General features: G+C 51.7%; 14 protein-coding genes. 9 read left to right on the top strand and 5 right to left on the bottom strand.

The window, feature by feature from the left end; translation table 11 throughout:
* Positions 1-341 precede the first annotated feature (341 nt).
* Positions 342-2,039, bottom strand: coding sequence for a right-handed parallel beta-helix repeat-containing protein (locus LLG96_19705; protein ID MCE5252433.1), 1,698 nt, complete (start codon positions 2,037-2,039; stop codon positions 342-344).
* 879 nt (positions 2,040-2,918) lie between these two features.
* Here LLG96_19705 and LLG96_19700 point away from each other — a divergent pair.
* On the top strand, positions 2,919-3,521 hold the full coding sequence (locus LLG96_19700; GenBank protein ID MCE5252432.1) for a GrpB family protein: 603 nt from the start codon (positions 2,919-2,921) through the stop codon (positions 3,519-3,521).
* A 135-nt stretch (positions 3,522-3,656) separates the two neighbouring features.
* On the top strand, positions 3,657-4,310 hold the full coding sequence (locus LLG96_19695; GenBank protein ID MCE5252431.1) for a transposase: 654 nt from the start codon (positions 3,657-3,659) through the stop codon (positions 4,308-4,310).
* Positions 4,311-4,392: 82 nt separating this feature from the next.
* Here the strand turns inward: LLG96_19695 and LLG96_19690 are convergent, their stop codons facing one another.
* Positions 4,393-6,093, bottom strand: a complete 1,701-nt coding sequence (locus LLG96_19690; GenBank protein ID MCE5252430.1) for an L-lactate permease — start codon at positions 6,091-6,093, stop codon at positions 4,393-4,395.
* A gap of 714 nt (positions 6,094-6,807) precedes the next feature.
* Here LLG96_19690 and LLG96_19685 point away from each other — a divergent pair.
* The 4 genes from LLG96_19685 to LLG96_19670 all read left to right on the top strand — a co-directional run bounded on the left by LLG96_19685 (position 6,808) and on the right by LLG96_19670 (position 11,975).
* On the top strand, positions 6,808-8,031 hold the full coding sequence (locus LLG96_19685) for an efflux RND transporter periplasmic adaptor subunit (protein ID MCE5252429.1): 1,224 nt from the start codon (positions 6,808-6,810) through the stop codon (positions 8,029-8,031).
* 1 nt (position 8,032) lies between these two features.
* The gene (locus LLG96_19680; GenBank protein ID MCE5252428.1) at positions 8,033-9,265 is read left to right on the top strand and encodes an HlyD family efflux transporter periplasmic adaptor subunit; all 1,233 of its coding nucleotides are present in this window, start codon (positions 8,033-8,035) and stop codon (positions 9,263-9,265) included.
* Positions 9,249-10,634, top strand: a complete 1,386-nt coding sequence (locus LLG96_19675) for an HlyD family efflux transporter periplasmic adaptor subunit (protein MCE5252427.1) — start codon at positions 9,249-9,251, stop codon at positions 10,632-10,634. The genes LLG96_19680 and LLG96_19675 overlap by 17 nt, the downstream gene beginning before the upstream one ends.
* A 102-nt stretch (positions 10,635-10,736) precedes the next feature.
* Positions 10,737-11,975 carry an ABC transporter permease gene (locus LLG96_19670; protein ID MCE5252426.1) on the top strand — a complete coding sequence of 413 codons (1,239 nt, stop codon included), beginning with the start codon at positions 10,737-10,739 and terminating at the stop codon, positions 11,973-11,975.
* 223 nt (positions 11,976-12,198) lie between these two features.
* On the opposite strand, the gene LLG96_19665 is transcribed toward LLG96_19670, so the two are convergent.
* The 3 genes from LLG96_19665 to LLG96_19655 all read right to left on the bottom strand — a co-directional run bounded on the left by LLG96_19665 (position 12,199) and on the right by LLG96_19655 (position 16,097).
* On the bottom strand, positions 12,199-14,202 hold the full coding sequence (locus LLG96_19665; GenBank protein ID MCE5252425.1) for a S9 family peptidase: 2,004 nt from the start codon (positions 14,200-14,202) through the stop codon (positions 12,199-12,201).
* A 128-nt stretch (positions 14,203-14,330) separates the two neighbouring features.
* Positions 14,331-14,483, bottom strand: coding sequence for a hypothetical protein (locus LLG96_19660; protein ID MCE5252424.1), 153 nt, complete (start codon positions 14,481-14,483; stop codon positions 14,331-14,333).
* Between the two features lie 6 nt (positions 14,484-14,489).
* Positions 14,490-16,097: a hypothetical protein gene (locus LLG96_19655; GenBank protein ID MCE5252423.1), complete on the bottom strand. Its 1,608-nt coding sequence runs from the start codon at positions 16,095-16,097 to the stop codon at positions 14,490-14,492.
* A gap of 614 nt (positions 16,098-16,711) precedes the next feature.
* Here LLG96_19655 and LLG96_19650 point away from each other — a divergent pair.
* The 3 genes from LLG96_19650 to LLG96_19640 all read left to right on the top strand — a co-directional run bounded on the left by LLG96_19650 (position 16,712) and on the right by LLG96_19640 (position 24,699).
* Positions 16,712-20,530 carry a hypothetical protein gene (locus LLG96_19650; protein MCE5252422.1) on the top strand — a complete coding sequence of 1,273 codons (3,819 nt, stop codon included), beginning with the start codon at positions 16,712-16,714 and terminating at the stop codon, positions 20,528-20,530.
* A gap of 197 nt (positions 20,531-20,727) precedes the next feature.
* Positions 20,728-24,159, top strand: coding sequence for a LamG domain-containing protein (locus LLG96_19645; protein MCE5252421.1), 3,432 nt, complete (start codon positions 20,728-20,730; stop codon positions 24,157-24,159).
* A 117-nt stretch (positions 24,160-24,276) separates the two neighbouring features.
* Positions 24,277-24,699 carry a hypothetical protein gene (locus LLG96_19640; GenBank protein ID MCE5252420.1) on the top strand — a complete coding sequence of 141 codons (423 nt, stop codon included), beginning with the start codon at positions 24,277-24,279 and terminating at the stop codon, positions 24,697-24,699.
* Positions 24,700-24,721: the final 22 nt, after the last annotated feature.

Here is a 24,721-nt window from a genome sequence, read left to right as displayed (position 1 = left end):
GATACAATCCGTATGGTAAAGTATAATCGAAAGTTACGGGTAGAAAAGTAGATAATGGCGTGGTTGAAGAACCATCACATACAATATATGGTATAAGAAGCAGAATGCAAGAGTGTAAAAATTTATTTTTTTCAGGGGCAGGAAATTTAAAAAGCGTATGATAAAAGGGAAGATAAGGAATGGTGGTGGAAGCGAATATAAGGAGAGATAGACTGACCGGTCAGTCTATTACAATAATAATCACTCTTTATTTGCCCTCTTACTCTTTTTATCCTGTCAATCCTGTTTTAAAATTTGTGTCAACGTCTTTGTATCAACTGACAATTGACCTTTTTTGATGATTACTTCATCTCCCAGGGAGCAGCGACAACCGGGTCAGCCGCGCGCCGTCCGAACCGCAGCGGCGGATTGCCGTTCTCGAACGCTCCGAGGTCCGGGCCTTTTCCCTTATAGTCGTCATTGAATCCGGGGATGACGATTCCGGTATCGATTGCAGGGTTCGGTACGGTTATCATCTTGTCGGTGACATTCTCCTCTTTACCGTAATGAACGTTTTTTGTCTGTCCCCACTCGATTCTCGTCGTTGTCGGGGCGAGATAAAATTCGAGATTATACGAGGGCACGAACGATGGCTTTCCACCGATACCGTGCGCTTCGTAACCCTCGACAAGGTGGATTCCCGTGAAGAGGTCGTAATCGAGGTCGCTCGGTACTGCCGGTTCCCTGCGGCCGGTCAGCGTTCCCGGGCAGTCGAAGATGTTGTTGCGGGATACGGTGTTCGTGCAGGGATGAGTGCTGAACACCGAAAACGCGCCTTTCGGCTGGAGTGCCGTATTGTGGAAGACATACCGTCGCCCGCCGACATACGGGTCGCGTTCACCGAGCTTGATCATGCTTCCGCCGAGGGGATTTTCATGGGTTCGGCGGCTCAGACCGAAGATATTCCTGAAGATGTAGAGCGGGCCGCGCGAGGTGACCGCGGTGGCGACATGCTGATAGGTATGGTGTATGTAGTTCCCCCAGATACGGACATTCATGTTTGCGCCCTCGCTCTCGATGGCGTCGTCCCAGACATTCGAGATGATATTGCCGTAGATGTCGGAATCCCTGTTCGGGCTGCCCTCGAAACTGTAGTTGCTGCCCCCGCCGAAGCCGTCATTGAAGCCGTGATCCTCGGTCGACCGTATCTCGTTGGACCGTATGATGTTCCCGCCCAACGAATTGATGAGGGTGACCGCCTGCGGCCCGTTCGGATGTCCGGTATCCCAGTCGTTGCTCGCCCCGCGGGGATATTCCATGAGATTGCGCTGAACGACAAGCCCCGCTGTCCCGGTCTCGGCGAAAACGGCGCTGTCGCTGCCCCCGGTATTACCGAACGATCGTGGTCCCCCGCTCCGTCCCCAGAACGTGAACCGGCAGTCCTCGATAACCACATCGTGAATCCCCTTGCGGATGAGGATACTGTGGATACCGGCGTTTCTCAGTTCGAGACCGCGAACGATGACATACGATGCCTCGATGACAATGTTGTAATCGGTGGAATTTTCGCAGTCGAACACCGTTTTTGCCCCATCGGCCGGTGTGATGAGATGCCAGCCTTCCGGATTTCCCCCTTCGGTGATGTGGAGTTCCTGATCGGTAACGCCGTCATCGAGAAAGGTGGTCTTCCCGACAGGAAAGACATCGCTCCGGGTTCGCGCAGAAAACGATACCTCTTTTCCACCGCACTTCAGACGGATATCGTACGATGTGTCGGGCTTGAGGCCGACAATGCTTCCGCGGAATTCGTGGTCGCGGAGGTCGAACCAGAGGGGGATGACATTCCTCCACCCGGTTGTCCCCGTTTTACGGCAGCTGACCGCGCACTCGCCGGGTTCATCCGCATCCACTTTATAGTACAGGCCGAGACATTCGAATGTGGCGACCGCGTACGGATTTTTTCCGGCAGGGATTTCAAAACCGTTGGCACAGATACGCTCTGATTGAATCAACAAAAAAGCCGCCAGAACCGGAATGATAAACAAAAAAATTTTTTTCATGGTGTTCCTCCAGACAGTTTAAAAAATAATGGAAAGCGGATATACGCGGACCGTACGGATATACGCGGATTTAATTTTATATATTTTATTTAGAAGTCTTGTGATAAAGTCGGTAAGTGTGGATATAAGCTGTCAAGGGTCGGCACGAAGTGCCGATTTACATGCCCTTGACAGCAATAAAACAACACATTTCTTCATAGGGCTCGTGAAAAATATACTTTTTCACAGCCCTCTTAGATGTGACCGATAGATATTTACTTAGGATAGTATTAATAATCTGTTATATCTGTTTGTGTCTTGGTGTCTTTGTGGTGAAAAGCTTTCATGAATATCAGGATTGAATGTAGTATAATCAAAATTTTTCCTTGACAACATTATAAATTCTATATATTTCATGTGTAACCTGATGAAAATCCGAGCAGTGAATAATTTTTTTGTAAAGATGTTCTATATCGAATGTCGATCCTTCTTTTGGACTGCGATTATAACGAAAGGGGCGTTTATTTTATAACGATGTGTGTCTATGGCCGGGATTGTTGCCTCCGGTAGGGGCAGTCCCCCGTGACTGCCCATATTGGACTGCCCTTCTGATATCATACCGGAAAAATGGGCACCCACGGTGGGTTGCCCCTGCGGTTTAAACGGATATACGTTATCCCTGCCGAAAATCGTTCACCGGTTTAAAACGATGACGGTAAAACGGTATTCTGATGACGTCCGAATGGATGGTCACCGTTTAATAAACGGTCCAGGTCGCCTTGGTAGGTGTAGCCCCCTGTGGCTACCCTTATTAAGTTTTTATAACCTTTCATTTAGGTGGTTCTTTCTGAACGCCTTGATTATCCCCCGTGACTGCCCTTATAGAGCAGAGAGAGAAAAATGGAAACACTACAGGAAAAAATCAATCGTGTGCTGAAGGATGAAATAGCTCTCAAGCCTTATGATCCCCGATGGCCGTATCTGTTCGGGGAGGAGAAAAAACATCTCCTGTCCTGCCTCCCCGCTCGATTGATCAGGCGGATCGAACACTTCGGCAGCACAGCCATCCCGGGCCTTGTCGCGAAACCGATCATCGACATGCTGGTCGAAGTGACTTCGCTTGAGGAAACCAGGGAAGTCGTGCCGCCCATTCTTGAGGCCCAGGGATACGATTACTTCTGGAGGCCGACATGGGGGGACGATGTACCGCCTTTCTATGCATGGTTTATCAGGCGTGATTCGGGCGGAATCAGAACACACCACATCCACATGGTCGAGGGTCATTTTGAACACTGGGACCGGCTTCTTTTTCGTGACTACCTTATTGAGCATCCCAAAGTTGCGGAGGAGTATGGAAATCTGAAGATAAAGCTCTCGGAAGGCCACCGTAATGACCGGGTGGCATATACAAAAGGCAAAACGGAGTTTATCGAACGCGTAACAGAAGAAGCCAGGCAATATTATAAAAGGATCCGGCCAACGAGTCGAGAAAATGCCGTATAACGTTCTTTAGGCTTGTCCGTTGGATAGCAAATCCTCATCTTTACAGCCAGCAGTGTTTATCCGGAAAATGGACACGAAACAGCGAACTGCAATGAGCCCATTGACGGAACCGGGCACATTCCGCGGAGAATTATAGTGGTATTCGATCCACGGATACATCATCGACGGTCGATCCGTCTTGCGGGTTACGATTACACCGCAAACGGCGCATATTTTGTAACGATGTGCTCGTACGGCCGGGAGTGCCTGTTCGGCGGGATTACGGACAGCTCGATGATATTGAACGATGCCGGGCGAATGGTGAAAGCGGTTTGGGACGGGATTCCGTCGCATTATTCTGGGGTCGAGGCCGATGCGTTTATTATCATGCCCAATCACGTTCATGCAATCATTGTGCTTGTCGGGACAGTTCCTCTTAATCGTTCTGTTGGGGTAGCCCCCTGTGGCTACCCTTTTGAAGACCGTAACCTCCCTGTTGGGGCAGCCCCCTGTGGCTGCCCAGACGATGATTTGCCGGAGGTAATGGGCAACCACGGTGGGATTGCCCCTACGGGGTCTGCGTTGTCGTTGCCGGATATCGTTCACCGGTTCAAAACGATGACGACGAAACGGTATGCTGATGGTATGAAATTGATGGGATGGCCGCCGTTTCATGGACGGTTGTGGCAGCGCAATTATTATGAGCATATCATCCGGGACGAGACCGAATGGAATCGAATCCGGGAATATATCGAAACGAATCCGGCCCGATGGGAAATGGATCGTGAAAATCCTGATGGCAATATTTAATAACCGTAGGGGTAACCCCCCGTGGTTACCCATCATAATATTCGAGATATTTTCATAGAGACAGTCCCCCGTCGCTGCCCTTTTATCCCTTGAGCGCTGCAACCGGGTCGCTGATATGGAGCACATAGATGGCGATAAGCCCCATGATCCCGACGAGGGTGACATAGTACAGGGTTGGAAGAATCGTTTTTCTGAGCGTTGCCCCCTCCTGTCCCAGAAGCCCGACTGTCGCTGATGCGGCGACGACATTGTGGATAGCGATCATGTTCCCCGCGGCGGCGCCCACAGCCTGGAGGGCCACAACCATCGCTCCCGGTATCATGAGACGTTCGGCGACACTGTGCTGGAACAGGCTGAACATGAGATTACTCACCGTATTACTCCCCGCGATAAATGCCCCGAGCGCCCCGATTGATGGCGCGAACAGCGGCCAGATGCTCCCGACGTTGACGGCAACCCACTGCGCCATGGCGACCGGCATGCTGAGCAGGCCGGCGGTGTTCGTCCCCGAGTTCATGTAGATACGCACCATCGGCACGGTGAAAATGAGGACAAATCCGGTGCCGAGGAGAATTCTGCTCGATTCGCTGACCGCCGCCCGCAGCTCGCCGAAGTCCATACGGTGGAGGAAGAACGTGATGCAGACGACGGTTATGAGAATCGTTCCGGGCAGGTATAACGGCTGCGAGGATGCCGTGATATTCGTGCCTAAGATGCCCGCCCATTTGAAGGTCACCGTTTTCAGGGCCGCTCCCACATGAAGCTGCGGCAGACGGGTGATAACAAGGAAGAGAGCGGCGAGCACATAGGGACACCACGCGAGCCATGTCGGCATCGTTTTGCCGGTCTGGCTGTCGAGATTGATTTTGATAGCGCCCATCCATTCGGGGTCCCACTGGTCGGAGGGGGCGAAATCCCAGGTGTCTTTCGGCACGAGGAATCCCTTCTTTGCCGCGAAAGTCACGATTGCCAGGCCGATGAGCGAACCGAGGAGCGAGGGGAATTCCGGGCCGATGAATACGCCGGTGAGAACGTAGGGTACGGTGAACGCGAGCCCGCCGAACAGGGCGAACGGCGTAATCGAGAGTCCCTCTGTCCATGATTTGTTACGGCCGTAGAAGCGGGTGAGCATCATGACCATGAAGAGCGGAATCAGGGTGCCTGCGATGGCATGGAATACTGCGGATCTGCTCGCGATGATGCTGAGGTAGCTGTCCATGTTGATTCCCGCGGCGGCGAGCTGGGTATTGATTTCGGGATTTTCGAGTCCACCCCGGACACCGATGAGTATCGGAGTGCCGACCGCGCCGAAAGTGACCGCCGTGCTCTGGATCATCATGCCGATCATGACCGCCGCCATGGCCGGGAAACCGAGCGCCACCATGAGCGGAGAGGCAATAGCCGCCGGTGTGCCGAATCCTGCGGCGCCCTCGAGAAACGATCCGAACAGCCAGGCGATGATGACCACCTGGACACGGCGGTCGGAGCTGATGCTCGTGAAGCCGGAGCGGATGGCGGTTACCGCGCCGGAGTGTTTGAGGGTATTCAGGAGCAAAATGGCGCCGAAGATGATAAAGAGCAGGTCAAAAGTGATGACAAGCCCCTGGATGGCCGATGCCGCAACGAGATCGAACGACATCCCCCATGCGGTCAGGGCTATGAGGGCGGCTATGACATAGACGGCGGGCATGGCATGCTTTGCAGGCCAGCGGAAGCCGACGAGCAGAACCGCGGCGGCGAGTATCGGCGAAAATGCGAGCAGCGCCTGAATACCAATGCTCATTGATCATCCTCCTCTGCAGGAACTTCCCGGTGGGGAACAGCATATGAATAATAAACGGATATCGGTGTTGCGATGACAGGTGAGCAGCATACTACCCATTATGTACCGATTGTCATCAACAAGTCAAGGATTTTCATGGCATTCTGCTTGGAACAACAAAGAAAAATGAGCCGGTTGTTCGGTCTGCCTTTTAATGGTCGGTACCATGGTCTCACCGCATGGTTCGTCGTGTTGACTTCATTTGTAAACCAAAATCCGCGGCTGGACGACATATGTGCAAATCTGTAAAACGAGCGCAGAAATAAAACAATGTTATTATAGCAAATTATAATGGAATTGCCCCTGTGCGGAAACCGGGAAAACCGACAGTATACATATCTGAAAATGCATGGACGGTTCCCGGTGCTGATGCCATGCATGGTGCCGGGAGATCCTGTCACGAAGTCATTCCCGAATCTTTAATCGGGAATCCATGTGCAGACTGTAACCTTTTTCATCCTTCGTTGTTACCATGTATGGATATGGGAGGTTATTGCAGGAAACCGGAAATTTTGAACAGTATGATTTATGACAGTAAAAAGAGTTGTTATAGTGACAATTCTGCTATATATTTTACTTTGATAGCATTCATAGGGTACTGCCCGGAGTAAAACCCTGGCGTTGGTTTTTTACCATATGAACAACTGCTATTACAATAGTAATTATGGATTTGACATGACGCGAATTAACGGTATATATTTTTTTCTGGCCCTTTTACTCTTTTTTCTGTATGTGTCCTGTTCTTCGAGGAATCGGAGTAATACTTTCATCAGACATCAGGTCAAAAGAACGGAATTTGTCAATAAAATAACCACTTCCGGAATTATTGAAGCGACTAAAACATATTCGGTCACATGCCCCGGAATCTGGACCGATGCAACCATTACATATTTGATTCACGAAGGAACATATGTTGATGAAGGAGACACGGTCTGTATTCTTCAGGCCAGCGAACTGAAAAATAGCTATGATGAAGCCGTCAAAAACCTTGAAAATGCGAAAGCGGAATATAATAAGTCTGTCGCCGATCTCAATCTGCAGTACCTGCTTCTGGAATCTCAGGTCAAAACGATAGAATCATCCGCCGAAATCTCCCGTCTGGACTCCTCCAAGATTGCCTTCACTTCACGGGCACAGCGAGAATTGATTGAGCTGAAAATCGAAAAAGCCGAAGTCGAGAAAGAAAAAATTCAGAAAAAGCTTGAATTTTTGAAGGTTATCAACACATCCGAATTGAAGAAAATGGAAATGAAAATAAAACAGGCGGAAAACAATGTCGCCCGTCAGAAAGAGCAGCTCGATAAACTGGTGCTTACATCGACGACTGCCGGTATGGTGACGTATGCAATGTCATGGACCACCGGTAATAAAATCAGAGAAGGCGATATCGTATGGGGTAATCTGCCCATAATAAGCATCCCGGATATGTCTTCGATGACGATAAAATTAACGGTAAATGAAACCCATTTTAAACAGATTGAAAAGGATCAGATCGTCAATATAAGAATAGATGCCTTTCCCGAAATAATGCTGACAGGGAAAATAACGAAAAAAACACCCATGGGAAAACCGATAAAGAAAGATTCCAAAGTGAACTTTTTCGAGGTGTTTGCTTCGATCGACAGCACTCATTTTAAAATACAGCCGGGATTGTCCGTAACCTGTGATGTCATCATAGAATCGATTCCCGATACGCTCGTTGTGCCTTTACTGGCGGTTTTTGGAAGAGACAGCCTGAAAGTCGTGTATATTTCCGAGGGTGAAAAATTCCTGAGACAGACGGTAAAAGTAGCGTGTAACAGCGATAATTATGCGGTTATCGCGGAGGGATTGAAGGGAAATGAGGAAATAATATTAGCCGAACCTCCTGAAAATTTACTACTGATGAAAGATAAATAATATGAAAAAATTACTGTTCATTTCGTTTTTACTCTTTGTATGCTGCAGCCCTAAAACAAAAAGCAGCGTTCAGACATACAAGGCGAAAAAGGGCGAGTTTCATATCAACGTCGTCGAAACCGGAGAAGTACAGGCAACGAGATCGATCAATATTTCCTCTCCTGCGATGTCGTGGAGATTCGGTGCCTTGAAAATTACGAAAATTATCGACGACGGCACGGAGGTTGCGGAAGGAGATACGGTTATTGTATTCGATCCGTCGGAAGTTCAGAAAGCGATTATAGACGCCAATGCCGAGCTCGAAATTGCCAAAGCTGAGCTCGAGAAACAGAAAGCCGTACAGGATTCGAAAATACAGGAGCTGGAAGCGGATTTGAAGGTTTTTGAAATATCTCATCAGATATCTCAGATCGAGCTGGAGCTCACAACATACGAATCAGATGTTAAAAAGAAAGAGATCAGGCTCACTTTGGAACAGGCGAAAATTTCTCTTGATAAGGCACAAGATGAAATCGAGAACCAGAAGAACATACATAAGGAGGAACAGCATCAGTCCGAATTGAAAATCAAACAGCTGGTGAGTAATTTAGCGGAGGCGAATGTAACATTAAAGAATTTGGTGATAATCAGTCGAAGCGCCGGTGTCGCAATTATTCGTAAAAACTGGAGTACCGGCAATAAATGTCAGGTTGGCGATCAGGTCTGGTCGGGAATGCCGTTGATCGATCTGCCGGACCTTCGGGAATTGAAAACAGAGACGGAAATCAACGAGGTTGATATTTCAAAAATCAAACTGAACCAGAAGGTCGATATTCAATTGGATGCCTTTTCGGATACCGTATATACCGGTAAAGTGATAGAAATCGCCGCACTGGCAAAGTATAAGGATGAAGAAAAAAAATCGAAAGTTAAAATCTTTCCGGTAAGAATACTGATCGAAGGAACCTCAAAAAATTTAATGCCCGGAATAACGGTGAGCTGCAAAATCATTGTCGATACAATCGACAATGTCCTGTTCATACCCCTGGAAGCGATAATCAAAGACCAGAATAAAGATTTTGTCTATTTGAAAAACGGCGATTCGTATAAAAAAACCGAAGTGAAAGTCGGGGTGGCGAATAATGACTTTATTATTGTTGAAAAAGGATTGGAAGAGGGGGATGTAATTGCCTTGTCCGATCCTTTTATCGATGTGAATAAAAAGAAAATGAATAACAATGAGAATAAGATTTAAAAGCCTGGTGAAAAACCTGGTAAGCATGGTTTTAAGCTCTCAGCAGCCGTCACGGGATGATGACGGTTTGCATGCCCCTGACAGCGGTACCTCATTACGTTTCGTTGTCGGACGTGTGAAAACAATGCTTCGGAACCGCCCTCTTAAAATCATACTGCCTGTTATGGTTTTTCTGACAGTTTGTATTGTATTGTGGCTTTTTGGCGGATCGGCAAAAGATGTGCGGAATTATAAGATCAATAAAGGTGAATTTATTGCAACACTCAATGAAACCGGAGAGTTGGAAGCGGTAAATTCCCGCATTGTTTCTATTCCGTATATTGGATGGAAATATGGCTGGCAGATGAAACTTGTGGAACTTGTGGAACATGGCACCCAGGTTTCCATGGGTGATTCAATAGCCCAGATAGATAGGGATGGTGTGCTGAAATTTCTTGTCGAACAGCAGAACAGACTGGAAACCGAACAGGCCAATCTCAATAAGCTGATCGTACAGCATAAAAGCACCGTGAAAGCACTGGAAACAGAGCTTGCTTCAAGCAGGGCCGTTTTAAATCTCAACAAAATACAATTGGATAAGTATGAATTTGAATCGGAAAAAAAGAAAGAGATCAAAAAACTCGAATACGAAAGAGAACTTATAAGATATAACAAAGCGGAAAAAAACTACCAGCTGACACAGGTTGTTCTTGAAAACGAATTGAAAATTCAGAAAATAAAAATATTTCAGCTGGAAAATGATATAAATGACGCGTACACCGCATTGACACAGCTGACGATACGAAGTCCGCTGAACGGGATGATGCAGCTCCTTGAAAACAGGAGAACCAATCAGACGGTAAAAGTGGGCGATGAATTATATCAGGGCGGACAATTTGCCTGTGTCCCGGATATGAGCCGGATGAAAGTGAAATCTACGGTGAATGAAACGGATATCGGCAAAATACAATTGAATGCAAAAGTAATGGTCCGGCTCGATGCTTTTCCATCAATCCCCTTCGAAGGTACAATCATCGAGATCGGCAGGCTGAGTTATAAAAAAGATGAAAAATCACGAACGAAAGTGTTCGATTTTGTCGTTATGCTGGACAAATCCGACCCAATATTGAAGCCCGGCATGACTGTCAGATGCGAGATTTTTATCGCTCAGCTCGATGACGTTTTATATGTTTCAAACGACTGCATCATGAAGGAAAAGATGAAATACTATATTTTTACCGGGGAAAAAGAGGATTACGAAAAATGCGAGATCGACATAGGACCCCGCAACAATGAATACACCGTCATTTATGGAGATTTCACAAAAGGTCAGAGTGTAATACCGTTGAGTGAAGTGGCATTGAATGAATCTGCGCAGAAAGGTATATGATTTTATTTACTAAAAGCAGTATAAATAATATGTTATAGATATTTGTGTCTTTGTGTCTTCGTGGTTGAATATTTTCATGAATATTCCGGGCCGGAAATAAAAGTGCAATTAGAAGAAAACATACACGTTTCTTTCAGCGAATTACTCCAGCGTAAATTCAGATCGTTTCTTTCGATGCTGGGCGTTATCTTCGGTGTTGCAGCCGTCATCGCCATGTTATCGGTGGGTGAGGGCGCAAAGCAGTCAGCCATCGCCAAGTATAAGGAACTGGGTGTAAATAACATCATTATCAGAGATAAGAACCTCAGCGATGAGGGTTTGGAAGAAACACGCGCAAAGTTCTCTCAGGGATTATCGATTGCCGATGCGAATGCGATCAGGGAAATCATCCCTTCGGTGCTTGATGTCGCACCGCAAACGGAGAAAGATACGGAAGCGAAATACGAGGACAAATCCGGCAAGGCAAGCATTATCGGTATTACCCCCAATATCAAGAACATACTGAATTATTCTGCGGAAAAAGGCATATTCATCAATGAAGATCATTACGACCGGAAGCTCAAGGTATGCGTTCTGGGATCGTCGATAGCCAAACAGTTATTCCCCTTCGAGGAGCCGATTGGTAAAAGCATAAAAGTGGAAGATCAATGGCTTGAAGTTATCGGTGTCATGCGAAACAAATCGTTATTCACCGAAACGGTGGGCGAGCTGGCTTCCAGAGACCTCAATAACGACATCTATATTCCCCTGACGACTTTTAACAGTCGGTTCATAAAAGAAAATGAACTGGAGAGCGAAATTAAACAGATAACGATCAGAGCTGAAAACTCACAATGTTTATTCGAAGTTGCGGCCGTTATTAAAAATCTTTTGATCCGTCGCCATTTTGAAAATGACGATTACAGCATCATTATTCCGTATGAACTGTTGAAACAGGAAGAAAAAGAACGCCGGATTTATAATTTTTTGCTGGGTTCCATTGCAGCGATATCGTTGCTGGTGGGCGGTATCGGCATCATGAATATCATGCTGGCGACGGTTATGGAAAGAACGCGGGAGATCGGTATTAAAAGAGCAATCGGCGCCAGGAAAAAAGATATTTTGACTCAGTTTCTCACGGAAGCGATGATTATCAGTATTACGGGCGGTTTTATAGGTGTATTTTTTGGATTATCGATCTCGTTATCCATATCGCTTGTGACCGATGTCAATACCAATGTCACCGTATATTCCGTTTTTATTTCCTTCTTTGTTTCTGTTATCGTTGGAATTATTTCCGGATTTCTGCCCGCAAAAAAGGCATCCGAACTGGAGCCTATCGAAGCGCTCCGGTATGAATAGAAGGCATGACGACGGTGCCGGTTCTGTACCTGTATATGTCTTACACCGGCACAACGATGAACGTTTTCGTCCTTCTCCGGCCCGGCCGGGAATTCGATACCGTCCGTCTCACGGCTTCTTTGTCTTTATCCTGTTAATCCTGTAAATCCTGTCTATAAACAATCTGTGTATCTTATCCTGTCGTCATGATACCCCCGGATGTCACCTTCCCGTCACCGGATTGTCATTTCCCCAGATTCCCGTTGAACCATTCGATTATCCGCTCGCCCGCGTCCACGATGAACTTCGGCTCCTGGAGACCGTGCGGCTGTCTCGGGTAAACCACCATCTCGGTCTTGCAGCTCTGCCGTTTGAGGGCGTTGTAGAACTCCTCGCCCTGTGACAGGGGCACGCGCCTGTCCTGTTCGCCGTGGAGGATGAGCGTCGGGGTCATCACGCCCTTGACGTGGAACTGGGGCGAGTGCTTGATGTAGGTTTCTTCCTGATCCCATGGCTCCCCGCCGAAGTAATTGGGGATAAAGCTCGCGATGTCGGAAGTTCCGGTGAAGCTGATAAGGTCGGGCAGCCCTGCGCCCATGACCGCGGCTTTGAAACGCTTCGTCTTCGTCACGACCGCCGATGTCATGTAGCCGCCGTAGCTCCAGCCCGTGACACAGAGGCTGTCGGGATGGGCAATCCCCATCTCGATAACTTTATCGACTCCCGCCATGAGGTCCTCGAAGTCGCCGAAACCCCAGTCGTTCATGTTGGCATAGCGGAAGTCCCTGCCGTAGCCGCTGCTCCCGCGCGGGTTCGGGCGGAGGATGGCGTAACCTTCCTGCGCGAATGCCTGGATCGGGTATGTCGAGCCCTCGCCGGTGAACCGCTGACTGAAGAAGCTGTGCGGACCGCCGTGAACGTTGAGGATGAGCGGGCAGCGCCGCCCCTTTACATAGTTGACCGGATAGGTGAGCAGGCCCTCGATCTCGAGGCCGTCACGGGCTTTCCAGGTGATAACCTCGGTTCTGCCCATGGGGAGTTTCGGGTATCCGGCATGGATGTCGGTCAGTTTCCGCGGATTGAATGTTTTCGCATCGGTTACATAAATATCCGGCGGCAGCTCGGATGTCTGAAACACGAATGCCATGACCGCGCCGTTCCTGCTCATGGATGTCCCGGTATATGTTCCCGGCGTGGTGCTGACAAGGCGTGTTTTGCCGCCGTTCGCCGGAATCGCGAACAGGCTCCAGTAGGTGTGGTTCGCTTCCTGGACGTAGATTTCTCCGCTGTCCGCCGACCAGCCGATGAACCGGCCGTAGTAGGTGAAGCTCCGGTCGGGAGTCGGTGACAGGCGACGGGGTTCGCCGCCCTGCGCGGGTATAAGGTAGACATCCGAGATGAGCGCCCAGTTCGGTTCGCCGCCGTCCGAGGCGAACGCAATCCATTTCCCGTCGGGTGAATAAAGCGGGAACCGGTCGGCGCCCTTCCATGACACGAGCTTTTTCACCGCGCCGCTGTCGGCGGGAACGGATGAAATGTCGGTGGAGAGCCAGTCGTCGGGCGATGGCGTCGGCTGATGACCGAAAACGATTGTTTTCCCGTCCGGTGACCAGTCGAAGGTCGTGACATGGAAATCGCCCGATGTGAGGCGCTGCATCTTCCGCTTCCCGTCCGGCCCGGCTTCGACCGTGATCGTATAGAGATGAGAGAACTTGAAGTCTTTGTCTCGAACCTTCATGTCGCGTTTCTCTTTTTTAGCTTTCGCTTCATCCCCGGTGTCGGGATTGTCCATGGTGCAGGCGATACGGGTTCCGTCCGGCGACCAGGCATACGAGTTCACACCGGTTTCCGCCGAGGTGAGCTGTTCGGCATCCCCGCCGCTCAGACGGAGGAGCCAGACCTGGTTCTTGCCGTCGCTGCCCCTTCTCGATTCGAATGCAAGGTAGTTCCCGTCCGGTGAAAATGACGGGTCGGTGCACGATACATCACCATGCGTGAACTGGTAGCTGAGCCTGCCATCCACGGAAACGACCCGGATGTGGGTGAGAAATTCCGAATTTTCACCTTCCGTCATCGGCGAGGATATCGTGTAGGCGATGAGTTTACCGTCCGGCGAAACAGCCGTGTCGCCGACACGTTTGCAGGTTATCATGAGCTCGGGTGTCCAGCGTGTCGGCGTTTGTGCGGCTGAAACAGCGGTTGCGAACGCGATACATGACACGATAAACGGGAAAATGTTTTTGTTCATGATGGGTTCCTTTTAAAAAAAACGTTTGGAAGCCGGCAGGTCATTAATACCGGGCGGACATTCCGGAAAACACACAAAAAACCGTTGATACTGCATATCACCATGCCCGGCATTGAAATGCCGGTCTACTATCGGGAAGTCCCTGGCTGTACTCTCTGAACCATGAGTGTCTCAGCATGAGTGCCGGAGGCGCTTTCGGTAATAGCCCGGAGATTCGTCTCCGGGTGGACATTCCCGGCTGCTTTACCATGAGCGCCGTCATGCCGAACCTGTTTCGGCATCTGTGATCAGAACACCTGTCCGTCGTCAGGCTCCGCTTCAAGCCGCAGGTTAGGAATAACCGGCCGTATCCCCCTGTCGGGATCGACCGACTGGATAAACAGGTCGCGGTTCTGGCCGTTGAGGCTGAATTTATTGATAAAATCCTTAAAAACTACTCGTTCAAAACCATAGATTTCCGCGATAGAGTCGGTGTCGAGGGTCTGGAGCCACAATTTCATGTCATGATTTTTCAGGGAGCTGAAAAACTTCTCCTCGAGCTCGTTCGAGGATGTAAAAACCGGCCGTTCGAGCCTGTCGCTGCGGGCAAGGAGAATCATACGGGCGTCACGATCCTGGAGGGCGCCGATAAAAAAGCCGTCTCCTCTCGATATTCCGGTCCACCAGCCGAACGTACACATGTAGACAGTCAGTGCGAGCGTTACGGCGAACCATATACGTTCTCCGGCATGTTCGCCCCACATGAATACGGTTGGCATTATGAGTAACGGTATGATGGGTACAAGGTGACGGGAGCCGACACATTCCCCGGTTACCGGGCAGGTATTTGCAGCGGTAAAAAGGATGACGATTGACAGGAGTATCCCCATGAAGAGCGCAATCAGTTTTAATTCATTGCGCCACAGAGCGATAAATCCGCCGGGAATGAGCATTACAACCGGCATGATAAACACGAGGCCGTTGGGGCTGTCAAACAGAAGTTTCCATATGCCGATCATGATGTTCCTGCTCGAACCGTAATGACCCTCCGATGACAGGTTATACGGACAGAAGGGTGTCGAAAAAATAAAATCGAAGAACTGACCCAGATACAGTTTGTTGATGATGAGATACGCGGCAAGAGGAACGATAAATCCGCACAGGAACATGAAAAGATACCGGGCCATCTTCGGCCCTCTGCCATGCTCGTAGATAAGGATTACCACGAACGGAACCGCCGCGACAGCCATAACCGGCTGAACGAAAAGATTGAGCGCCGTCAAAAAACCGGCGGGGGCATAAAAAATCCATTCATGGCCGAGCGAAATCCCCTTGAAAAACAGAAACATGGCAAGAACAAGAATAAACTGGGCAGCCGCTTCGGAAAATGCGCTCGATGCATAGAACAGGTTCGGCGTGGCAAACGCCAGAAAACAGGTGGAAAAAACAGCCATGGGGAACGGCACGAACTCGAGCATCAGGAAAAAGAAGACAAGCGCGCTGAGCCAGAGTATGAGCGCGTTGGTGTAATAGGGTCCCGCTTCTCCCCACAGCAGCGTCAGGGGGACACTCGTAAGTGAAAAACCGATCGGATGGAGACGGGAATAGCTCCCTTCACTGTAGAGTCTGCCCCCGATAATATCCTCGGTAATACGGTAGCAGGTCCATTCATTCATCCGGAAGGGGGGATAATGTTCGGCGAACACCGCGTTTTTCTCGGCGAACACAGTTATAATGGGATATCCCGGATTGAAGGCATGGTTCATGTAGAGGTATACGCCGAGAATGAAACCCGACATTACCATGAATACGGACAGCCTGAGGATTGTCAGTTTACGTAAACTGTACGGCTGCGTGATGAGCGCAAGGTCTTCCTCGGCAGATCGTGTGACACCGGTCCATTCTTTTTCCTGCATGGCGGGGTTCCCATCGGGTTGTTACGGGAAAAGAGTCTGTGCCGGACAGTCCTGAAGAAAACACCTCTCTGACAGATACTCCGGCTATTATATTTTATTGATAGTATGATAATAGAAACTTGGAAATCGCAAACATTTTCTTTCTCAAGATGAAAAAAAGTTGCATCCGGACCAGAAAAATCGAAGGCAACGAAACCGTCTCCTTCCCTCGAAATCCTTTATCAGTGTAAATAATGGTAAACATGCATTGACAAGAGTCGGCTCAGAACTATATTACGGTTTATTATACCGATTACTGCGTGCTGAAAAAATATAAAAGTGTATTTATTTATATTCTGTCAGACTGCGATGTTCGCCCTGGATTTAACTGCAAACAGTATTCGGTTCGGGATGATCGGGAACCACACATTAATTATTGCTCCGGTGATTAAACAGTGAAATAAATTTCGGAAATTGAGCCCTATAAAGGTGATTCGATACAATCTGTGTAATTGCGCACCAAGCCGTCATTCCCGCGAAAGCGGGAATCCATGTTTTTTTTACTTCCGGTATCATTCTTTATTCGCCGGAGCAATAATAAACTACACAGCATATTTTAACAGGAGAAGCTCGTGATGTGTATCAGAAATTTTGTCATGCTGTTTGTTTTTACCGTTTTTGCCGTTTCACCGGCCGTCGCGGCGAATACTGCCGTTCCGGGACTGCTCTTTTACCTGTCCGGCGACCATGAGTTTACCGCCGATTATGCGGGCGGAGACCCTGAACCGACCTTTATGTACAATATAAAGATTATCCCCGGCGGCGCCCGTGGAGCGGGATTCCAGTGCGGAAATTCGCAGCTTCTTGCCTATGATGCTCCGGGAAACATTTTCGCCGAACGGGGAACGCTCGCCTTTTTCTGGCGGTCGCGCGAACCGGTTGGCGATGCGCCGTTCCCTGTGTTCAGAGTCGGATACTCGGATCACTCGAGCTGGGACCTTGTCTGGCTCCGCATCGACTGGAACGGGAGCGGTTTCGATGCTTTCGTCACCGATGCCAACCTCGCCCGCCCGCGGGTCACCTATACGGTTCCCGAGCGGCCGAAACCCGACCAGTGGATTCACATCGCTTTTTCCTGGGATGAAACGCAGGGGGTACGCCTGTACGTGGACGGCAGACCGGTTGCCCGCAAGGACACGACAGCAGTCTTTTACGCCGGTCTCGACCAGTTCGGCCCGCACTCGCGCATCATCAGCCCCTACCAGGTGCAGAGCCTCTACAACTACGAGCGCGGCGGCGATATCGATGAACTCTGTATCTTTAACAGCATGCTTCCGGATGACTCCATCGCCCGTCTGGCAAAGGGCGATTCGCCGGCAGCAATCGGCGCCGGTCTGGTAGTCCGTGACCTTGAAAACACGGTGTACCGCAGCGAATGGTGGCTCCGCTACGGCTGGAACCGTCCCGGAGACATCCCGCCGTACCTCGAAACGCCGGTGACCTCTGTCCGCAAGGTGGAAATCCACGATGTCTATGACATCAAGCAGTGGATGTGGAAAGGTACGGACGGTATCCGCGAAACCACCTGGCCCTATGTCTACAACCGTTCGAGGATCCCCGGCCGTAACGATTATTTCCAGCTCCCCGACTGGAACTGCTACTCGCTCTCGGGTAAATCGGTCACATTCACCATGCCCGACGAGGACTGGAACCACATCGAGATTGCCGGCGCCGCCTTCGGGCAGGCGTCACTCCTCGCGTTTGACAAAGAGAGCGAAAAGGACAGGGAAACGAAATTGTTCAGCCGTCCCGCCGGACAGGAGCGCACCTTCCACCGCTTCGCGAAACCCGTTCACGGCGGTAAGGTTCGTTTCGACAACGACAAACAGGAAACACCCATCGGTGAATTCATGGCGTATGATGTCGCTCCGGGGCAGGTTCCCGAAGGCAGGGCGATCCTCACCTATACCCTCACGGGGAATGCCGGGACCGACAACCCCTCGCTCGACCGTCTGGTCGGCTACATCAACGGGCGGTTCATGGCGGATGAGCGCGCCATGATGGTCGCCTTACCCGGAGGAGCACCGCGCACACCGAAGAAGACGGCGGTCGGGCATCCCATGCCGGTTGTGCATGTGCTCGTTCCCTTCGAGTTCAGGGCCGGAAGGCTCGGCGGCGAATATACGCGGTATTCGTACACATGGGAAAACATTGACGGCGGACTCGACGGTATCGCGCTCGACATCCCCGCGCTCAGGATAACTCCGACGCACGGCGGATACATCCCGCTCAACATCCAGGTCAGGGATCCTCTCTGGCCCGACCGGTGTCTCTTCGATTTCACCTTCTCGGTGAAGCCCGGCGAGGCACGGACAATCTGGATGGATACCCGCGACCGTATCCTGCCCAACGGGTACAGCCTCTGCCTGACCGTGGCGTGCGCGAGCGGCGAATTCGGTCCCGCCGCCCTCGAAGGCGCTCGTCTCCGGCTCGTTTTCAAAGACCGAAAGGAAGCCGCCTGCGAGCATGAAACCGACCGATTCACTCAGGTGAAAGACAACCTTTCCAATATGGTCGAGGAGCATCCAAATATCAAGAAGCTCAGAATGTATGAACGGTACAGCGAGGACATTACCGATCTGCTCAGGGTCAATCCCGACCACGAGCAGGGGCGGTACTACTGGAGCATCAAGAATCAGGAACAGGGCTGGCCGCCGTTCGAGCAGCCGAAAGCCCCGGCGGGAATTCCCCTCTGGGCGTTCCGCCAGGTTGAAAACATGAAGCTTCTCAAGCACTACCTTAATTGGTGGATCGACAACCGTCAGATCGAAAACGGTGAATTCGGCGGCGGGCTGTCCGATGACGGCGACATGACCAACCAGTGGCCCGGCCCCGCGCTCATGGGCATCGAGCCGGATAAAATCACCGATTCCGTTCTCCGCGAGATGGAAGCGTTTTACCTCGAAAACATGTTCGATGGTGGTCTCAACCGCATTATAACCGATGAGCTCCATGTCTACGAAGAGGGAATCAATGTTCTTCCCCAGACCATGCTCCTTGACTACGGCGATCCGAAGGTGGTCGAGCGGCTCATGAAAACGGCGAAGGAATACGACCGCATCACCGGCATCAACAGCCTCGGGGAACGTCAGGTCAAATCGGCCTTCTATGGCGGCTCGAAGATATTTTCGGAAGGCGTCTGGGCAAAATCGAAGACAGGCTATTCATACCTCATTTTCCATCCGGGCCTGTCGCTTGTGGAGTTCAATGGCCATCCCGCGGCAAAGAAACTCCTGCTCGAGCTTGCGGACGGTCTTCTTGCCCACGGGAAACGTGACGAGAACGGCAACTACTATCTCCCCCAGGAGATTTTCTACCCGGACGGCAAGGACTGGGGCAGGTCCATGGGAACGGCCGTATACCTCCTCTGGGCGGCGTATGACTGGACGGGGGACAGGAAATACCTCGTACCGGTCACGGACGGCGCGGTACGGGGGAATGTGGGCGCCATCACCCAGCTCAACTGTAATTTCATAGATGTCCTCGGTGGACGCAAGACATGGGGCGCCGATATGGCCGCGCGGGTGACACCGCAATCGAACAGCGATCTCTACCGCCATGTGGCATGGCAGATAACCGGGAACAAGCAGTATCTCGAGGAATACTATGCCGACCAGATTCAGGTCAAGACTCAGCAGATGTATATGAACACCGAGGGTCACTGGTGGAGCGACCGCGTGAACTGCGAATCACGCGAGCTCCAGCGGGCGCGGCTCGGCGGTGTTGCCCTCTGGCGCAACCAGCTCTATCCCGGCCACGCCGTAAGCTGGAAATTCAAGGAACCCGCTACCGACGAAAGTGTCGCCATCCTTATTCCCGATGCAGCGCCGGACAGGATGACCGTCATAGTCTATAATCTCGAAAACGTGCCGGTCAGCGCGGTTATGACCGGATGGTTCGTCGATTCCGGTACCTGGGAAATCGTCGAAGGGATTGACGTCAACAATGACGACAAACCGGAAACCATGACCGGAAAACGCTCGGTCTCCTTCGAGCGGACAGAAGAACTCGATTTCACATTTCCCGCCCGGGCGACCACGATTCTCCAGCTCAGGCTCACAAAAAAGGGGAAATCCTACTGGAGCCGTCCCGACCTCGGCATAGGCAGGGACGATATAACCGTCCGCGGTTCGTCGGTGACTGTCCGGGTACACAGTCTCGGCTCGGTCGATGCGCCGGGAGGTACAATCGCTCTTGTCGATCGCGAGGGGAAAACAGCGGCGACAGCGGCAATTCCGGCTCTCAAGGCTCCTCTCGATTACGAGCCCAAGACGGCTGAAGTCAATCTGACCGCTCCCGCGGGTACCCGGCTCTCCGGGTACAGGATCGTCGTGGACCCCGAAAGCAGGCTCGGTGAGATAACGAGACGCAACAATACGGTTACAGTGCCTTGAAGTTTAAAAGACAGGCACAAGGCATAAGGCATAAGGCATAAGGCACAAGGGGAAAAAAGCAAAAGGACAGGCATAAACATACTATAAAAACCAAAGACTACAGATCATAAACCATAAATACGATACCGGTATTTCGCCTTCGGGTGCGTGAAAAAGATACTTGTTCACTGCCCTCTTACTATGCAACGGAGCATTCTATGAGACGATTGTGTATCTGCGCCATTATCGGAATTGCCATTTTTTCGACTGGCAGCTTATATGCACGGACGGAATCGGATGCGGTCAATTATCATCTTGCGTTCGAGGATTTCCAGTTCCTCGACGAGGATTTCGTGGCGCGGTCTGGATTCAAGACCATCGAAGACCGAGGGCTCGAGCTTGTCGAAGGCAGGTTCGGCAAAGGCCTCGTCATGAACAAAATTCCGAGTGTCACCACCCAGGATGAAATGACCGGAATCGATCTCGATACAGTCACTGCGGTTGTTTTCAACACCCGTCACCGCCGTGATGTCTGGGTCGGTTACAATGAGCCGTTCCTCTGGGGAGCCGGTAAGCTCAATCCATCGAGCGGAGCGGTTGCCTTCTGGGTCAAGGGCAGGGTGACCGAGGGCGAGCTGTTCAACCAGTCCGCCATGGCGTGGGGACGGAAAGAGCGGTTCCTTATCGCTGTCACGGTCGACGAGTACGACCGGCTCGGCGCATATCTCACCGATTCACGGTATGTCCGGCACACAATACAGTCGAAAGTCGACCTCGACAGGAACGAGTGGAACCACATCGTGCTGAACTGGGACAAGGCGCAGGGGATCGAGCTCTTTGTCAACGGGGTATCGGTCGCCTCGTCGTGGGGTACGGATTCCTGGTGGATGACACCTCTTCCGGGCCTGCTTCATCTCCCCATGCCGAATGTGGTTTATGACGAGCTCTATATCTTCTCGACCCCTCTGACGGCTGAAGAAATCAAATCACTCATGGCCACGAACACCGTCCCGCAGTCCGTTTCGGTTATCAGCGACAGAACCGCCGGGGAGCGCGACCGTCTGGCAAAAGCGTTCGGTCTGACCGACAACCTGTCTCTGCCGGTCATCACCCCGATGGACGAGACCCGTGTGCTCTCGTTCAGAGAGGTAACGCCGGAGTTCATGGGCGATGGCCACATTCCGGGACGGTTCTGCCAGGACGGACGGTATGAGCTTGCATGGCCGCACCCGGTCTCCGTATTCACCATCATTCCGGGCGACGCCGATTTTCAGGCGGAGAAGCTCGACATCGATGCACCCGCCGGGGTACCGTACAATTACATCACCATCGAGGGAAACCTCACCGGCATAACCGATGTGCTTACCGGTGCGGTCAAAGAGAACGACCATTACACGGGGAAGCCGTTTGCCGGGATTCCTCAGGACGGCCGGTTCTTTTTCGGCGCGCAGGTTAACCGTGAGCCGCATCCCCGCCTTACGCTGCCGTTCCTCAAGAGTTATGGCGCTCCCGGTGAGTTCACGGGGAATGTCCGTCTCCCCCTCTCCGGCGAAACGAGGGTGCACGAGGTGGGTCTCTTCGATGTGACCGAGGAGGAGAATCGCCCGGTTCCCGGTGAAACGGTCTGTTATCTTCGTACGGGAGGAGAACTCGGGACCCGGTATGAATTCGCCATGCAGACCCTCAACCCGCTGTCCGAGCGGACAACGCTGTACGGGTATGAAACCCCGCAGGACGGCAGGGACGAGTGGATATCCACCGGCTCCCTCAGGCGCGTTCATTTCATAACCGCTCCGGTGACGGGGGAAAAGCAGGTCGGCCGGATCGTGCTCGACATGGCGCTCAAAACGGTGACGGCTGACGATGTCATCCTCGTGCGGCTCCACGACCCCGGACTCCCGCACCGTATCTGGACCCATGCCGAGATGAGGCTCAGGGGATTCGGCGGAAACGGCGGCAGGCTCCGGCTCATGCTCGATTCTCCGCCCCTCTTTCTTGCGCCCGGCGATGCAGTCTGGATCGATATCGCGACGCTCAACAGCGCGCAGATACGTATCGGAGGCCCGGAAACCGCCCGTATAATCCTCAAACCGGCGCCGTACCGCGAATCGATCGCGGCTTACGAGGCGAAGGCGCTCATGCCGGTCATGGCGGAGTATACCAAGGGTTACCATCACCAACCCTGGATATTCGAGAATATCTGGCCCGATATCGATAATCCGCACACGCTCGGCGGTCAGTTCGATTCGATCATGCCCGCATTGGCGGTGCAGCGTGTCCTGCCCTGGTCGCGGCTCGCGGAATACTATGTCGAGTGGGCGAAGCCGAAGTACAACTGGGGGAGCTTCGTCGACCCGGAGAAGAACTTTCCCATTCGGGATATTGCTATGCCGGAGGGCGTCCCGCGGTGGGCGTATCTCCAGCACATCATCCAGAACTTCCGGTACCGCATAGTCGACTGGCTTGCGGCGAACCAGAATCCCGATGGTCAGATCGGCGGCGGGTGGAACGACGACACCCTCATTCTGCGGGGACACTCGGATGTTCCGCTCGATGGATGCAGCCGTGCGCTCGATATCTTTCTCAAGGTGTACGAAGGGCTCGACAGAACGAATATCTATGGCGACGGATTCTGCCAGATACAGCCCATCGACAACCTGCACAACGGCGATTTTGTCCGCGAACGCTACCGTGCCGTCATCTTCAGGCTCGGCGACCCCGCGATAATCAGGCGTTCGCTCGGAACGGCATGGCACTGGGACAAACCGACCCCGTTCAACTGGAGCGACGGGAAACCGTTCCTTTTCGACAAGAACATTCTCGAATGGTACTGGGGCGTCAACATTCCTGCCGCTGCCTTCGAGGACAGGGATGAGAAAAATCTGGACGAGCAGCTCTCCCGTCTTGCATCGTACTGCGACGATATCCTCTTCCACCGTTTCACCGAGGCGCGCATTCATACCGACGCCCAGAGCATGTACAATGAGCATTGCATCACGCGGATGATACTCGGAGGCGCCGCCGATACGACCGTATCGGTTGCCTGGCCCGAGGGCGGCGGTGAGGACCTCGCGCGGTGGGTGACCTGCGCCGACAGCACAAAACTCGAATGCCGCATGTTTTCCTTCGATCCGCTGCCGAGAAAGGTCACAGCCCGTTTCTTCAGACTGAACCCCGGCTCCTATGAAATCAAGCTTTCGAAGGATGAGAACGGCGCTGCGGGTACGGTGCTCTCCATGACCGATCAGGAGATCGCACGGTTCGAAAAGGTCAGCTTCTTTGTCCCCTCGAAAACCCCCGTGCTCCTGACCGTGCGTCAGGTCAATGCTGACAGAAATCCGGGGCCGCTTCCCGATCTCGCCCTTGCGGCATACGACTGCGAGCGCTCCGGAACCGGTCTCAGGGTGCGCGTCTCCAATCTCGGAGCTGCACGGTCGAAAAAGACCACGGTGCGTGTGTACGACATGAGCGGCAGGAAAATCGCCGAGGAAAAAGTCCCCGAGATCGATGCCCCCGTCGATTTCGCCGAAAAATCGGTCTGGGTGGAATTCGACCGTCTCCCCGAAAAGGGCAGGCTCCGTCTCGTGGTCGATCCCCGCATGAAAATCGATGATATGTTCAGGGAGAACAACGAGATAGAGATAGAGTGAAAAACCACCGCAGTTGTGCTGGCGAGGGACTTTTGACTGATGGCTGGCGTTTTGATGCCATAGAAAAAATCAAAAGAATTCCATTGTGTTTCAATTCGTTATCCGGGAGGTTCGGTCATGTTCATAACGCTCCTGTTCGTTACCTTCGCCATCGCGGTGATAACCTCGTTCATCGTGGCTTCGGTGTTCAACAAAACGGTCAGCAAGATACTCAACCGTATCGTTTCCGAGGAACTCGGCTCGGCCTGGAAGCGGTATATCCTGTTCGCCCTCTATGTGGTCGGGATTTCCGGCGGCGTCCGTATCTGGGACCTTGAAAAGTACATCACCCCGCGTACGAAGGACGAGATTCCGCTCCTTTTGACCACCGACCGCTGGGTTCTCGAGGTGTACAGGACGATAATCAGCACCCTCCAGAGCATTGCATGGATGCTGCTTGTGTTTTTCCTGTTCGCGCTCGTGGCGTATGTGGTCGTTCGCGGTTTTGAACTGAAGCGCGGAAAAAACGCTGATGAGGCAAAAAAAGAAGGAATGGCGTAAACATGGAGCATGTTAGTCCGAT

Source organism: bacterium, assembly GCA_021372535.1.
Taxonomy (GTDB): domain Bacteria; phylum Latescibacterota; class Latescibacteria; order Latescibacterales; family Latescibacteraceae; genus JAFGMP01.
The sequence above is the reverse complement of the archived record's forward strand: the minus strand, read 5'-3'. Positions and strand labels throughout refer to the sequence as shown.

What these genes read in the sequence shown, in the direction of transcription:
- LLG96_19640 (MCE5252420.1), top strand. Translation starts at nt 24,277, where the DNA reads ATGTTCATAACGCTCCTGTTCGTTACCTTCGCCATCGCGGTGATAACC.
- LLG96_19660 (MCE5252424.1), bottom strand. Translation starts at nt 14,483, where the DNA reads ATGCCGAAACAGGTTCGGCATGACGGCGCTCATGGTAAAGCAGCCGGG.
- LLG96_19645 (MCE5252421.1), top strand. Translation starts at nt 20,728, where the DNA reads ATGAGACGATTGTGTATCTGCGCCATTATCGGAATTGCCATTTTTTCG.
- LLG96_19655 (MCE5252423.1), bottom strand. Translation starts at nt 16,097, where the DNA reads ATGCAGGAAAAAGAATGGACCGGTGTCACACGATCTGCCGAGGAAGAC.
- LLG96_19705 (MCE5252433.1), bottom strand. Translation starts at nt 2,039, where the DNA reads ATGAAAAAAATTTTTTTGTTTATCATTCCGGTTCTGGCGGCTTTTTTG.
- LLG96_19665 (MCE5252425.1), bottom strand. Translation starts at nt 14,202, where the DNA reads ATGAACAAAAACATTTTCCCGTTTATCGTGTCATGTATCGCGTTCGCA.
- LLG96_19700 (MCE5252432.1), top strand. Translation starts at nt 2,919, where the DNA reads ATGGAAACACTACAGGAAAAAATCAATCGTGTGCTGAAGGATGAAATA.
- LLG96_19690 (MCE5252430.1), bottom strand. Translation starts at nt 6,093, where the DNA reads ATGAGCATTGGTATTCAGGCGCTGCTCGCATTTTCGCCGATACTCGCC.
- LLG96_19680 (MCE5252428.1), top strand. Translation starts at nt 8,033, where the DNA reads ATGAAAAAATTACTGTTCATTTCGTTTTTACTCTTTGTATGCTGCAGC.
- LLG96_19685 (MCE5252429.1), top strand. Translation starts at nt 6,808, where the DNA reads ATGACGCGAATTAACGGTATATATTTTTTTCTGGCCCTTTTACTCTTT.
- LLG96_19675 (MCE5252427.1), top strand. Translation starts at nt 9,249, where the DNA reads ATGAGAATAAGATTTAAAAGCCTGGTGAAAAACCTGGTAAGCATGGTT.
- LLG96_19650 (MCE5252422.1), top strand. Translation starts at nt 16,712, where the DNA reads ATGTGTATCAGAAATTTTGTCATGCTGTTTGTTTTTACCGTTTTTGCC.